The sequence below is a fragment of the Desmonostoc vinosum genome, from assembly GCF_059505385.1.
Genome location: NZ_JCACKM010000041.1, coordinates 1 through 13,895 on the forward strand (window position 1 = coordinate 1; position 13,895 = coordinate 13,895).

Below are 13,895 nucleotides of genomic sequence, written 5' to 3' on the forward strand. Positions count from 1 at the left end.
AAAACAGGGAGTAGGGAGTAGGGATACAAAAACATTAAAAACTGTCTTTTGTGGGCATTGCCCACTGTTAGGAAAAGATTTGTGCTGAGATTGCTTGCAACGAGGCACAATGCGTCCTTACTTCAATCCCACGCCTTAAGGCGTGGGTTCCCTACTCCCTACTCCCACATCGCCACTCCCTCTGAAGAATTACGAATTACGAATTGGTATTAAGTCAGTTGGCAACTGCTCTAGAAAAAATTCTGTTTTTCTCATACTCTTTTATTCAGTACTCAGTTAATTTTTTTATGACACCAACTTTATTTGGTCGCTGGCAAACTCGATTATTATTACTAGCAACTGTAGGTGTACTAGTTTCTTTACCCTTTGCCATGGGTTTGATTGGTTCCGGCGCTAACTCAGTCTATTTTTGGATACTCGGCTATATTGCTGTTTTTGGCTTAATTTGGGATGTAGTTTATATCTACATACAACAATTCCGTTGGGACAGAGATTGGCCCGCAGCTTATCAACTTTCAGCTGGTATTTGGGAACTAATTTTTGTCTTCTGTGGAATTAAACTGTTTGGTTTCTTACCAATACCTCTACCCAAGGAAGAACTATCAGTTACAGATTTTCTCTTACACTATAGTGTTGTGTGGCTAGCAGTTTTCCTGATTTCTCAAAGTCTCATGCGGATTATATTTATCCGGTGGCGTTTTCGCGGTGGAGAGTGGTTCTAAAAAATAGGATTTTATGGGGTGCGTTACGGATTTGCCTAACGCACCTTATTACTAGCACAAACAATTTAATTTAATAGACCTCTTGCATAAATCTTTTTTACCGGGCTACGCCCCGCTTCGTTAACACGCAAAGACGCAAAGACGCAAGGAAGAAAGCAATCAACCAACCGTATTTTTAGTTATCTAGCATAGAAAAGAGTATTGTTGAATAACTTTGAGCAGGTTTTAGATAACGGAAACCAGATAGTCAATGTAGAGGAAACCATGCACACAGTTGTTCTTGTTCTGGTTGAGGTGTTGTTTATTATTGGACTGTCACGGCTGGTAGGGCTGGCATTCCGGTCAATTAAACAACCACTAGTAATTGGTGAAATTGTCGCTGGGATTATGCTTGGCCCATCTTTATTTGGGTTGATTGCTCCCCATGCAGCAGCTATCTTGTTTCCACCAGAAACTATTCCTTTTCTGAATGTTTTGTCCCAAGTAGGACTGATATTTTTCATGTTTCTGATTGGGTTAGAACTCAATCCAAAATACCTGAGCAATCAATTAGAAGTAGCGATTCTAACGTCTCATGTCAGCATTTTGGTGCCTTTTTCTTTAGGAACTTTACTAGCAGTACTACTGTATCCTTTAGTTTCCAATGCAAGTGTATCATTTACCGCCTTTGCCTTATTTTTGGGAGCAGCGATGTCGATTACTGCCTTTCCAGTGTTGGCGCGAATTATTACCGAAAATAACTTACAAGGAACACGCTTGGGGACGTTGGCGTTAACTTGTGCAGCGGTCGATGATGTGACAGCATGGTGTGTATTGGCAGTAGCGATCGCCGTAGCTCGAACTGGTGACTTTGCTGGTGCAATACCCACAATCATCGAAAGTATAGTCTATATTGGCTTGATGCTGACTGTAGGACGCTGGTTTCTCCAACGTCTTGCCACCCACTACCAACGAACCGGACGCCTCAGCCAACTGGTTTTAGCTGTGATTTATATGGCAGTGGTAGCATCTGCACTCATCACCGAATTCATTGGTATTCATTTAATTTTTGGAGCATTTTTATTAGGGGCCGCAATGCCCAAGAACGCAGATTTAGTTAGAGAATTGGCAGTAAAGACGGAAGATTTTGTGCTGATATTTCTGCTGCCAGTGTTTTTCGCTTACAGTGGTCTGCGGACGCAGATTGGCTTACTTAATCGTCCCGAATTATGGCTATTGTGTGGATTAGTTTTGGCAGTGGCGATCGCAGGTAAGTATATTGGTACTTATGTAGCAGCTCGTGTCAGTGGCATCAGTCAACGGGAAGCCTCAGCACTGGGTTGGTTGATGAATACCCGTGGTTTGACTGAGCTGATAGTCTTAAACATCGGTCTAGAATTAAAGGTAATCTCACCACTAGTATTTACCATGCTGGTAATTATGGCTTTGGTGACAACATTTATGACCTCGCCACTACTGGAATGGACATATCCCAAAAAGCTCATCAAGCTAGATATGGTTGAACCAGAACCAAAGCAACAAGCCATCGGTATCACAGCTGATGGTGAATCTCATGTCCGTCCTTACCGCGTTTTAGTGCCAGTAGCGAATCCCAATAGCCAACAAGGTTTGGTACAGTTAGCGGTCAAGCTCGCTCTTAATACTCAACAACCTGCGATCGTTTATCCCCTTAGCTTAATTGAATTTGAAGAAGACTACGCTTTTGAGAGTACTCCAGTTGAAGCGAACCGCTTGATTGACCAACGTCGCCAGCAGCTAGAAAATTTGATTAATACTTTACAACCGCCGACAATACACCCTTATGTACATCCTATCGTTCGTACATCCAGTAATGTAGCGCGGGAAACAGCACAGATTGCCGCACTAGAAGACATAGATTTAATTCTTGTGGGATGGCATCGTCCAGCTTTTAGCAACAATCGCTTAGGTGGACGAGTCGGACAAATTCTTGGTACTGCACCAGTAGATGTAGCAGTGTTTGTAGATCGGGGCAATGAGCGTTTAGAAAATTTATTAGTACCCTATTCTGCAAATATCCATGATGATTTAGCACTGATACTAGCCCTCAGATTGCTCATCAACTGCGAAACTTGTACACTACAAGTCTTACAGGTAATCACCGAAAATATTTTGAAAGATGAACTGAGTTACGAGCAGCACACGATGATTGGACAATTGCCAACTAGTGTACGCGATCGCATTGAAATCAAAGTCATCGAAGCTCCAGAGCCAATCCAAGCCGTAGTTGCAGCCTCAGAAAACGTTGATCTCACCATTGCAGGTACTAGCCGCGCTTGGGGTATCGAACGTCAAACATTAGGACGCTACACAGATGCATTAGCCATTCAATGCCGTTCTTCACTGCTAATCACCCGCCGCTACAGCCAAATCACATCTCATTTAGCCGCCGTACTTCCTGAAGTTAATCAACAAGGAAATCCAGTACTTTAATGAATCATTTCAACTTCAAATCATTGACTTTCTATGGAGTAGCAATAGGGTCAGTTCTGCTGTTATTTAAAGCTGTAACTGCCTATGGAGAAAATCATCTTCAAGCTTCTCCCATGATTAGCGATCGCTATCGTCTCACGCTAATTGAAAAGTTACCAAACTGTGAAAAATCAGACAAATTAATGTTAAATATTCAGCAATCGGGTATTTATTTAAATGCTTCACTATTACCGTTAAACACCAACGCAGAGAACGAAAAAAATCTGACTCTTACAGGCATATTTAAAAATCAACAATTAAGTTTATCTGGAAAAATTGACAGTTCCATTTTTTGTTTTGCAACTAAATCTCAGGATACTCCTTTAAAATCAGCCACAATGCAAATGCAACTAGCAGATAAAGGAGATATAACAGGTAAAATAATCATCAATGCTATCCCACGCACTTTAGGATTTACCGCCACACCCCAAAATTCTCAAGAAAAATCTCAGAATACAAACAAGCATTAACGAAAATTAAGAATAGTAAATTAGTGATTGGTAATTAGCCCCATACGCTCTTACCATTGCCGAAACATGTCTTATGGCTCAACACAATAAAGGTTCAAAACAATGGACAAGGGACAAAGGACAAGGACTAGGCAATTCTGCCAATTATACAACCCGCTGTGGGGTGTAAGTCTGTTTAGCTTGTTCACTGCGATCGCCACTGCTAGCACTAGTGCCGGCGTACCAGTTGCCAAACTCAATGAGTGGCACTTCAATCCCAAAGCACTACTACTAGAAGTTAATCTCTCAGCAGGCACAACCCCCACCTACTTTTACCTTGCCCAACCCCCTCGTTTGGTTGTAGATATACCAAATACCAAATTGGGTTATGTTCCTACCCAAAAAAATTATTCGGGAGCAATTCAGAGAATTCGTGTTTCTCAATTAAAAACCGATGTTACTCGCATGGTTCTAGATTTAGCACCAGGAACTGTTTTAGATCCAAAACAGGTGCAACTCCAACCTGTTTCCAAAAAAAATCACACTCGCTGGATATTACGTCCTATTATCGCTAAAAAATCCACTAATCCTGTAAAACCTCAATCCTCTCCACCTACATCTCAAAAGCAACCTCAGCCAACCTACAATAACTCACAGCCACTCAATAACCCAAATAACCAGCAACAGCCCTTACTCACAGTTCCACCTTCATCAAACAATCTACCTCCAACAACAACCAATCCACAACAGCAGCCTTTTGTAACTGTACCCCCCCTAACCCCTAGTCAACCTGCTCAACAACCCGCCTCTGTTCTTCCACCACCTACTTTCCCCACTCAACCCAGTAATTCCAGTAACTCAAATAATATTCCTCCTATTCAACCGCAATTACCAGTCCCAACAACCCCCGACAACCCATCTAATATTCCTAATCCTCAAGTAATTGAATTTGGTCAACCACTGCCTAAGAATGGGGAGTAGGGAGTGGGGAGTGGGGAGTGGGGGGATGAGGGGAAATTTTCTTTGCGTCCTCTTGTCCCCTTCCCAATTCCCCAACCCTAAAACCTATCCGTTTCTTGAGGCGCTGTAACTGCTCCTGGTTGAGATGTAAAGAAGTTTTGAGCAGCTTCGTTTTGATATATACACCTAATATCAGGATTTTCACTGTCTAAATTACCTGTAAAGCCGAAGGTATTCAGACGATTCTTACAATCTCTTACTTGATCTGATGTTACTAATTTGCGTTGTTCCAAGAGTGCCCAGTTATTTTGACGGATAACGCAGCCAGGACGCATACTTGGCTGAGCAACATAAACATTAAATGGGTTGAGAGTTACGAACAGTCTAGCGTCCATCACCATCGCGCTAGCTCCATACTGCACACAAATCTCAGGGTTCGGTGCTTTGGTATCAATGAATTCACGGGAAGCCACATTAGATGGACTTAACGTGGTTGTAGAACTAAAAGCAATACCAATTCCAATACCCAAAATAAACACCCCCGCCAAAATTGCGATGGTGATGGTGTTAAACATAGGGGATTGAAAAGTAGAGGGTTTAGAAGTAGTAGCTGATCTACCAGTAGATTTACGTCTCATTTTTGTTGAATCACCTTCACGCCAATGGCAGGGAGTGGTTTAAGGTTATCTCCCTCTTTCAGTATGCCGATTCTTGAGTGAAATTGTCTGCCACTTTCTTGGCAATATTACTACTAAATGACAAAAATAGCAGATTAGCTAAATGTTTTGCTGCGATCGCCCCTAGTAATTAAGGTCTCAAACAATGTAAATTAATTTTTAATAAAAATTTGATGAGTAGCTAAAAGTAAGTGATAAATCGTAGAGCGCTACACTTGGGCAAAAGGTTAAAAACTTCGCAATTTCAAACCCTCCTTGCTGATAGTTTGACTATTTTTTGGAGAGATTGGCTAGAGTTACGTATAAGATTGTTACCAATTGCTGCGTCAGGCTTAGTATCTCCACTGATATATATTTTAGCTTTTGGCTTAGGTTTAGGTAATTCAATTCAACCCGGCTCAGGAATTAGTAATGATTATGACAACTACTTGGAATTTATATTACCAGGAATGATCGCGCTGTCTTCAATGACGATTAGCTTTGGTGGTACGACATTTTCGATTTGTGGAGACAGACTGTTTAAAAAAACATTTGAAGAAATCTTGTTAACTCCCATACATCCTTTGGCATTACATCTCGGCAAAATGATTGGGGGAGTAGTGCGGGGGTTGATGACTGCTGGTTGCGTGATTTTGATAGCAGTAGTGTTAACAGGTAACTGGAACTTTCTCAGCCCGTTATTTCTAGTTTTGCTAGTGCTGAATTGTGCTGTATTTGCTGGTTTAGGGGTAATTGTGGGGTTGAGTGTGCGATCGCTCGAATCAGTAGGACTCTACAACAATTTTATTATCATTCCTATGTCCTTTTTAGGAGCTACTTTTTTTGACCCTAGTACATTACCAGCTGCCCTCAAAGTTGTAGTTTACCTCATACCATTAACCTACGCAAGCGTTGGATTGCGTGCTGCTGCTCACTTGCCATTGTCTCAGTTTCCTTGGTACAGCATACCGATTTTGCTAGTAACAGCGATCGCCCTTTCTCTTTGGGGCGGTTATAAATTTGCTCATCAGCAAGATTAAATAATTCGTAATTCGTAATTCGTAATTCGTAATTCAGTTTCTGGACTTTGGACTAAAAGGCTAGAGAAAAGCAGTCAGCAGTGACACTGACTGCCGTAAGGTTCAGACAGACCCCAACACAAAACTTGTCGATTATGGAACCGGGAGACTTAAACCCACGGAACTAGTTAACTAGCAACAAACAAAGTTTTCCAAAGTTTATCTTGCAAGGGGTCAACAAAACGATAATCTGACTGGGTAAGTGGATACAAACCCAGTAATGACTCAACCTTCTAATATTCGCCAGTTGTTAACCGATGCCAAGCTAGGACTATTGCCGCATCTAGACGATCGCCTTAGCGAGGTGGAACAATACATGCAGCAGCAGGAAAATCCACAGTTTCAGTCATATGATGTTCAGCTAGGAAACTGCACCACCCTAGCAGCAAACGAACCCAGACCACAGATTACCCAGTCAGTTTCCCTGAGATTTTTCATGACTGGTAGCACCAAAGATAAACTTGAGCTTTTCCTCTTAGGCTCAGAATTACAAAACACAGTAGACGCCGCAGTTTTCGAGTGGAGTAACCGCGAGTGGCATCAATTTGAGAAACCTCTGAAGCGACCAGTAACACAAATTACAGGCGGTTTAGATTACGAATTACTAGAAAATCCTGCCGACTCCTGTCGTGTAATTATCTACCGGGAATTTGATTTAATCTACCCCGTCGCTTTTTAGACGCGGTTAATTGCGTCTAACAAAAGTAAAGACGCGATTAATCGCGCCTTCTATAAATTATTTCAAATGACAAAGGACAAATGACTAACTAGCCAACAGAGTTTTTTCCAGAGATGTCCAACGGAAAGCGCGATCGCCACCTCTCTCAATCACTACCTTGACTCGTGGTTCCAAACTCGGCAAACTCGCCAAATACTCAAGTTCCTGATTGGAAAGAATATGCCCTTCAATAATCCACAAGACCAGTCCCTGAGACTTTGGTGGTAGCTGTTCTACATGCGAACTAACGATTGGTGGTAGATAGTATACATACCCTACCGCCGCACCACTACCAGTACTTTTTTTACCAAGATGAGGAGGTCTCACCCCATGAACTCCTGTCAAATAAGCGGCCACATCACCCAATCCTCTAGCAGTCATGTGGAGAGTGGTATAACCAGCGGCACGTAGTCGACGTTGATACCGACCCTCAAAACCACCTTCTAGAGGTACATACACACCAAGAGCGCCAAATTTCTCCAAGTCGCGAATGAAAGCATTGCCAGTGGTAATTAGTGCCATAAATTATTTGTCGTATCCCACTCAGATATCTCTATTATTTACCGTGAATCGTCATCTTAAGTTCAACAATTAACTTATGAATTAGATTTATGATTTCGCACTCCCCCCCAAATCGCCAACGAAAGCGCAAAAAATCACCTCCCTACTCCTTCCTCGGCGTCCTCGGCAGTTCGTTAAATCCTAAAAAATTTGTAGACAATAGCAAATAGATGATATATATTATTAGATTGTGACCAAACATGGAAATTAAGTTGCGTCTTCATTGCCATTTCTTTAGCTAGCCTAAGCATCAAAATTTGATGACTTAGTTCCAAATGGAAAAAAACTAGCTGAAACTGGTAGGAGGCTGGTAAACTAGAGAATCCTTGAGGTCAACTACTAAACTTGTGGTCTAAAATTAAGACTGGCCACAAAGCAAAAAGTCAACTTCCTCCTGAAACCCCTGAAAAAGTAGGTAAAACCTTAGACGATAGTTTAGGGTGATCAGTGAAGTAGAAACTGAGCGATAATGTTGATTTCATAGCATTGCATCAGTCTCAGTTAAAGGATACTGAGTGGTAAAAACTGCTTAAGTCCCACTACAAACAAGAAGTGCCAGAGCAATTGCTTGGATATGAGCATTGCTGCACGCAGCGTCAAGCTGTAGCGCCTTGCATTGATTCGAGAGGTTACTCCTTTTCAAGGTAAAGGAAATTTTAGCTGTTCTGGTGACTTAGTGATTGAAAGTGAACAAAGTCACCCAGCAGCGCGGACACAATTGATTATTTGTGTCCAAATAAGTATGGAACGGTATAAGACCGCTCCTAATTCGGGGTCTACCCCAAATTTATAGATAGCGCTTTCAAGCGTATTCTCTAGAGTCCGATTCCAAGGTCAGCAAGTAGATAAGGAGAACCAGTTACTGTGTCAGTAGGTATTCTCGGCACCAAGCTGGGCATGACCCAAGTATTTGACGAGGCAGGAGTAGCGATTCCTGTCACCGTGATTCAAGCAGGTCCATGCACCGTTACACAAGTTAAAACGAAACAGACCGACGGTTACTCCGCCATTCAGGTTGGCTATGGCGAAGTCAAACCAAAGGCGCTTAACCAACCATTACTCGGTCACTTAAAAAAATCCTCTGCCCCACCATTACGTCACCTCAACGAGTATCGTACCGATACCTCTGGTGATTATGCTCTGGGTCAAGAGATTAAAGCAGATATTTTTAGTGCAGGTCAAATTGTAGACGTCAGCGGTACAAGCATCGGTCGCGGTTTTGCAGGCAACCAAAAGCGCAACAACTTTGGCCGAGGGCCCATGTCACACGGTTCCAAGAACCACAGAGCGCCAGGTTCCATCGGTGCTGGGACAACGCCAGGACGTGTTTATCCAGGTAAACGGATGGCGGGGCGTTTGGGTGGTACTAGCGTCACCATTCGGAAATTAACAGTAGTGCGAGTAGACGCCGATCGCAACCTATTGTTAATCAAGGGAGCCGTGCCCGGTAAGCCAGGTGCATTGCTGAATATTATGCCAGCAAACAAAGTTGGTAAATAGTCATTGGTCACTTAGTCACTTGTACTGAGCGGCTTGCCTTGAGCGGAGTCGAAAGGAGCCGAAGTATTAGTCATTGGCTGACAAATGACAAAGACAACTGACCCGACAAGTGACGCTCCTATGTCGCTCTAAGCGAAGCTATGCCGTAGGCTTGACGCTGCGAAGATCGCTAGTTGCTCATCAGGGAAACCCCCAAGACCACGCTAGCTCACAAAGTACAAAAAACGAACATGGTTGAAAGTGTAATTAAAAATTGGCAAGGCGAGCAAGTCGGAGAAACTTCCTTCGAGTTGCGAACTGCTAAAGAAGAAACAGCAGCACATATCGTGCATCGAGCCTTGGTACGCCAAACGACCAATGCTCGCCAAGGAACAGCCAGTACAAAAACTCGTTCCGAAGTCCGAGGCGGCGGCCGCAAACCTTGGCGACAAAAAGGTACTGGTCGCGCTCGTGCTGGTTCTATCCGTTCACCGTTATGGCGCGGTGGTGGTGTGATCTTTGGCCCCAAACCCAGAGACTACGAACTGAAAATGAACCGCAAAGAACGACGCCTAGCACTACGGACAGCATTTGTCGGTCGTGCTGACGATTTGATTGTGGTAGAAGAATTTAGTAACGAACTATCCCGTCCCAAAACTAAGGAATTAGTACAAGCACTAGCTCGTTGGGGCGCAGCACCAGAAAACAAGACACTGTTAATTTTGTCTGAATTTCCCGAAAACGTATATTTGTCAGCCCGTAACATCGAGAATTTAAAGCTAATTGCTGCTAATCAATTAAACGTCTACGATTTGTTGCACGCTGACAAAGTTGTCATTACAACATCAGCCATAGAGAAAATTAAGGAGGTCTACAGTGACTAACTTCGACCCCCGCAACCTTCCTGATTTAATCCGTCGCCCCATCGTTACTGAGAAAGCGACTATTTTGATGGAGCAAAATAAGTACACCTTTGAAGTGACTCTCAAAGCCAGAAAGCCAGAAATCAAAGCTGCGATCGAAGACTTATTTCAAGTAAAGGTTGTAAAAATTAATACAGCAATTCCCCCGCGTCGGAAGCGGCGCGTGGGTAAATTTGTCGGTTATAAACCCCAATACAAGCGAGCTATTGTCACACTCGCGCCTGGGGACGAAGAAAAAATTAGACAGGTTCTATTCCCAGAACTCTAATTTTAAAGTTACGAGTCATGGGTTGTCAAACTTAGCACTCAGTAACTAGTACTCAAAACTTAGCACTCAAAACTTAAAAATATGGGTACTCGTTCTTATCGCCCTTATACCCCCAGCACACGCCAAGTCACAATCTCCGACTTTGCAGAAATCACCAAAACCGAGCCGGAAAAATCGTTAACGGTCGGGCTACACCGTGCCAAAGGTCGGAACAACCAAGGGCGAATTACTAGCCGTCGCCGCGGTGGCGGACATAAAAGACTTTACCGGATTATCGACTTTAAAAGAGATAAGCGTAATATCCCAGCCACAGTCACAGCAATTGAATACGATCCCAACCGCAACGCTCGCATTGCCCTGTTAGTTTATGAGGACGGCGAGAAGCGGTATATCCTCCAGCCCAACGGCATGAAAGTGGGGACAAAAATTATTGCTGGCCCTGAGTCGCCCATTGAAGATGGCAACGCCTTACCTCTAGCAAACATCCCCTTGGGTACTAGCGTACATAACGTAGAATTGATTGCTGGTAAAGGCGGTCAAATTGTGCGTGCTGCTGGTGCGACTGCACAAGTCGTGGCAAAAGAAGGCAATTATGTAACCCTCAAGCTACCCTCTGGTGAAGTCCGCATGATTCGGCGCGAATGCTACGCCACCATTGGGCAAGTAGGCAACACCGACGCCAGAAACTTGAGCGCCGGGAAAGCCGGTCGCAACCGCTGGAAAGGTCGCCGTCCCAAGGTCAGAGGTAGCGTCATGAACCCAGTTGACCACCCACACGGCGGTGGTGAAGGTAGGGCCCCCATCGGCAGATCAGGCCCAGTTACACCTTGGGGTAAACCAGCCTTGGGTGCTAAAACACGCAAACCCAAGAAAGCCAGCAGTAAATTGATTGTGCGTCGTCGCCGCAAATCGTCTAAACGCGGTCGTGGTGGTCGTGAGTCTTAATTCAGTGATGAGTGCTGAGTCCAATAACCCAACTCAAGACTCAAAACTGACAACTTGTAAACTTAAAACTTTCTAACTATGGGTCGTTCACTTAAAAAAGGGCCTTTCGTTGCCGACCATTTGCTCAGCAAAATTGAAAAGCTAAACGAGAGAAACGAAAAACAAGTAATTAAAACTTGGTCGAGAGCCTCGACAATATTACCCCAAATGGTTGGTCATACCATTGCTGTTCACAACGGGCGTCAACACGTTCCAGTGTTTGTCAACGATCAAATGGTAGGACATAAATTAGGAGAATTTGCTCCCACACGTACCTATAGGGGTCATGGCAAAAGTGACAAAAAAGCAGGTAGGTAATTAGTCCTTTGTCTTTTGTCCGTTGTCCTTTGTAGCTGACAAATGACGAATGACAAATGACGAATGACAAATGACAAGGAGAAAATTATGGCTACTGATACTAATGAAGTCAAAGCGATCGCTCGTTATATCCGCATGTCACCCTATAAAGTGCGTCGTGTACTCGATCAGATTCGGGGGCGATCCTATCGCGAAGCACTGATCATACTAGAGTTTATGCCCTATCGCGCCACTGAACCAGTATTAAAGTTGCTCAGAAGCGCCGCTGCCAATGCCGAACACAACGCTGGGTTAGACCGGACTCAACTCGTGATTACCCAAGCATACGCCGACCAAGGGCCAGTCCTGAAAAGATTCCAACCCAGAGCGCAAGGTCGCGCTTACCAAATTCGCAAACCGACGTGTCACATTACTCTCGCTGTAGCCGCTGATGCTGCTGCTGAATAAGTAAAATTACACAAAAAATGCCTAAAGTCAGAAATTTTTAGAGGAAGCATTTGTGGGACAGAAGATTCATCCAGTTGGTTTTCGCTTGGGTATTACACACGAACATCAATCCCGTTGGTTTGCTGTTCCTGACCGCTATCCAGAACTACTCCAAGAAGACCACAAACTCCGTAAATATATAGAACAAAAGCTCGGTAGACTCGCTCAAAATAACGCCGGGATTTCCGAAGTGCGAATTGAGCGCAAAGCCGACCAAATCGACTTAGAAGTTCGCACAGCTAGACCAGGCGTAGTCGTAGGTCGTGGTGGACAAGGTATAGAAGCATTACGTACCGGACTCCAAGAACTCTTAGGTGGCAATCGCCAAATTCGCATTAACGTCGTTGAAGTCCAACGAGTTGACGCCGATGCTTATCTGATTGCCGAATATATTGCTCAACAATTGGAACGCCGCGTTTCCTTCAGAAGAGTAGTACGCCAAGCAATTCAACGCGCCCAACGCGCCGGGATTCAAGGCATCAAAATTCAAGTTAGCGGTCGGCTCAACGGCGCAGAAATTGCCCGGACAGAGTGGACTCGTGAAGGGAGAGTACCTCTACATACCCTACGGGCTGACATTGACTACTCTTACTGCACAGCCAAGACTGTTTACGGCATTCTGGGCATTAAAGTCTGGGTATTCAAAGGAGAAATCATCCCAGGACAGGAAGAAACTCCACCGCCACCCACCGCCACCCGCGAACGCGAACGCGAACCCCGCCGCCGTCAACAACAACGCCGTCGCCAGCAATTTGAAGATCGATCAAATGAAGGGTAAACGGGGACTGGGGACTGAGAACTGGGGAGTGGGTAAGAATTTCAACCAATCCCCAATCCCTAATCCCCAATCCCTAATCCCTAATCCCTAATCCCCAGTACCTAGTCATGCTAAGTCCTAGAAGAACTAAATTCCGCAAACAACAGCGCGGACGGATGGAGGGTCTAGCCCACCGTGGAAGTACCCTAAGCTTTGGTGATTTTGCCCTCCAAGCTCAAGAACCCGCTTGGATTACCTCTCGACAAATAGAAGCATCACGTCGAGCTATGACCCGTTATATCCGCCGGGGTGGCAAAATCTGGATTCGGATTTTCCCAGATAAACCTGTTACCATGCGTCCCGCAGAAACTCGGATGGGTTCTGGTAAAGGTTCACCAGAGTTTTGGGTAGCTGTAGTTAAGCCAGGGCGAATTTTGTTTGAAATCGCTGGCGTTTCGGAAGAAACTGCTCGTGAAGCAATGCGCTTGGCTGCATTTAAGCTACCAATTAAAACCAAATTCATTGCACGGACTCAACCGCAGGAGCAGGAGTAGGTTATGCCTCTTCCCAAGATTTCAGAAGCTAGAGAATTAAGTGACGAAAAACTGGCTGAGGAAATTGTCGCCACTAAAAAGCAACTGTTTCAGTTGCGCTTGCAAAAAGCAACCAGACAATTAGAAAAACCTCACCTATTTCGCCACGCCCGCCATCGCCTTGCCCAGCTATTGACAGTAGAGGCAGAACGTCAACGGGCTGTAAGTCAAACGCCCACAGAAGAAAAGTAGGAGATTATGGCAGTCAAAGAACGCGTTGGCTTGGTAGTGAGCGATAAAATGCAAAAAACGGTAGTAGTCGCCGTGGAAAACCGCGCTCCTCACCCCAAGTACGGCAAAATTGTAGTTCAAACCCGGCGCTATAAAGTTCACGATGAAGATAATCAATGCAAAGTGGGCGATCGCGTGCGGATTCAGGAAACCAGACCTCTGAGTAAAACCAAGCGCTGGCAAGTTACAGAAATCCTTACCGTCAAACCTGTTTAAAACTC

The 13,895-nt window shown here is 44.3% G+C and carries 18 protein-coding genes; 16 read left to right on the forward strand and 2 right to left on the reverse strand.

All coding sequences use genetic code 11. The features are described 5' to 3' along the window. Positions 1-287: 287 nt before the first annotated feature. From AC5JMF_RS06830 to AC5JMF_RS06845, 4 genes are all read left to right on the forward strand, one after another. Positions 288-722 (forward strand): hypothetical protein, encoded by a 435-nt coding sequence (locus AC5JMF_RS06830; RefSeq protein ID WP_495794950.1) that lies wholly within the window; start codon positions 288-290, stop codon positions 720-722. Positions 723-986: 264 nt separating this feature from the next. After that, positions 987-3,173, forward strand: a complete 2,187-nt coding sequence (locus AC5JMF_RS06835) for a cation:proton antiporter (RefSeq protein ID WP_495795004.1) — start codon at positions 987-989, stop codon at positions 3,171-3,173. Continuing rightward, positions 3,173-3,682 (forward strand): hypothetical protein, encoded by a 510-nt coding sequence (locus AC5JMF_RS06840; protein ID WP_495794951.1) that lies wholly within the window; start codon positions 3,173-3,175, stop codon positions 3,680-3,682. Before AC5JMF_RS06835 ends, AC5JMF_RS06840 begins: the two co-directional genes overlap by 1 nt. Positions 3,683-3,784: 102 nt before the next feature. Continuing rightward, complete coding sequence (locus AC5JMF_RS06845) at positions 3,785-4,642, forward strand: AMIN domain-containing protein (protein ID WP_495794952.1); 858 nt, start codon at positions 3,785-3,787, stop codon at positions 4,640-4,642. A gap of 77 nt (positions 4,643-4,719) precedes the next feature. On the opposite strand, the gene AC5JMF_RS06850 is transcribed toward AC5JMF_RS06845, so the two are convergent. Further along, the gene (locus tag AC5JMF_RS06850) at positions 4,720-5,259 is read right to left on the reverse strand and encodes a DUF3172 domain-containing protein (RefSeq protein WP_495794953.1); all 540 of its coding nucleotides are present in this window, start codon (positions 5,257-5,259) and stop codon (positions 4,720-4,722) included. 230 nt (positions 5,260-5,489) lie between these two features. Between AC5JMF_RS06850 and AC5JMF_RS06855 the strand changes: the two genes are divergently transcribed. Beyond that, positions 5,490-6,317, forward strand: coding sequence for an ABC transporter permease (locus AC5JMF_RS06855; protein WP_495794954.1), 828 nt, complete (start codon positions 5,490-5,492; stop codon positions 6,315-6,317). A gap of 259 nt (positions 6,318-6,576) precedes the next feature. Then, positions 6,577-7,035 carry a hypothetical protein gene (locus AC5JMF_RS06860; RefSeq protein ID WP_495794955.1) on the forward strand — a complete coding sequence of 153 codons (459 nt, stop codon included), beginning with the start codon at positions 6,577-6,579 and terminating at the stop codon, positions 7,033-7,035. 84 nt (positions 7,036-7,119) lie between these two features. Here the strand turns inward: AC5JMF_RS06860 and AC5JMF_RS06865 are convergent, their stop codons facing one another. Continuing rightward, the gene (locus AC5JMF_RS06865; RefSeq protein ID WP_495794956.1) at positions 7,120-7,596 is read right to left on the reverse strand and encodes an NAD(P)H-quinone oxidoreductase subunit N; all 477 of its coding nucleotides are present in this window, start codon (positions 7,594-7,596) and stop codon (positions 7,120-7,122) included. A 903-nt stretch (positions 7,597-8,499) separates the two neighbouring features. Here AC5JMF_RS06865 and rplC point away from each other — a divergent pair. From rplC to rpsQ, 10 genes are all read left to right on the forward strand, one after another. Then, positions 8,500-9,135, forward strand: coding sequence for a 50S ribosomal protein L3 (gene rplC / locus AC5JMF_RS06870; protein WP_495794957.1), 636 nt, complete (start codon positions 8,500-8,502; stop codon positions 9,133-9,135). Between the two features lie 230 nt (positions 9,136-9,365). Beyond that, positions 9,366-9,998, forward strand: a complete 633-nt coding sequence (gene rplD / locus AC5JMF_RS06875) for a 50S ribosomal protein L4 (RefSeq protein WP_495794958.1) — start codon at positions 9,366-9,368, stop codon at positions 9,996-9,998. After that, positions 9,991-10,305, forward strand: coding sequence for a 50S ribosomal protein L23 (locus AC5JMF_RS06880; RefSeq protein WP_495794959.1), 315 nt, complete (start codon positions 9,991-9,993; stop codon positions 10,303-10,305). The genes rplD and AC5JMF_RS06880 overlap by 8 nt, the downstream gene beginning before the upstream one ends. An 81-nt stretch (positions 10,306-10,386) precedes the next feature. Beyond that, positions 10,387-11,250, forward strand: coding sequence for a 50S ribosomal protein L2 (gene rplB, locus AC5JMF_RS06885; protein WP_495794960.1), 864 nt, complete (start codon positions 10,387-10,389; stop codon positions 11,248-11,250). Positions 11,251-11,328: 78 nt separating this feature from the next. Then, entirely contained in the window at positions 11,329-11,607 is a 279-nt protein-coding gene (rpsS, locus tag AC5JMF_RS06890) for a 30S ribosomal protein S19 (protein WP_495794961.1), read from the forward strand. An 87-nt stretch (positions 11,608-11,694) separates the two neighbouring features. Next, entirely contained in the window at positions 11,695-12,054 is a 360-nt protein-coding gene (rplV, locus tag AC5JMF_RS06895; RefSeq protein WP_495795005.1) for a 50S ribosomal protein L22, read from the forward strand. Positions 12,055-12,106: 52 nt separating this feature from the next. Continuing rightward, positions 12,107-12,871, forward strand: coding sequence for a 30S ribosomal protein S3 (rpsC, locus tag AC5JMF_RS06900; protein ID WP_495794962.1), 765 nt, complete (start codon positions 12,107-12,109; stop codon positions 12,869-12,871). Between the two features lie 107 nt (positions 12,872-12,978). Continuing rightward, positions 12,979-13,404: a 50S ribosomal protein L16 gene (gene rplP, locus AC5JMF_RS06905; RefSeq protein WP_495794963.1), complete on the forward strand. Its 426-nt coding sequence runs from the start codon at positions 12,979-12,981 to the stop codon at positions 13,402-13,404. A gap of 3 nt (positions 13,405-13,407) precedes the next feature. Beyond that, the gene (gene rpmC, locus AC5JMF_RS06910; protein ID WP_495794964.1) at positions 13,408-13,635 is read left to right on the forward strand and encodes a 50S ribosomal protein L29; all 228 of its coding nucleotides are present in this window, start codon (positions 13,408-13,410) and stop codon (positions 13,633-13,635) included. A gap of 6 nt (positions 13,636-13,641) precedes the next feature. Then, a complete protein-coding gene (rpsQ, locus tag AC5JMF_RS06915) occupies positions 13,642-13,890 on the forward strand; it encodes a 30S ribosomal protein S17 (RefSeq protein WP_495794965.1) in 249 nt (82 codons plus the stop codon). Positions 13,891-13,895: the final 5 nt, after the last annotated feature.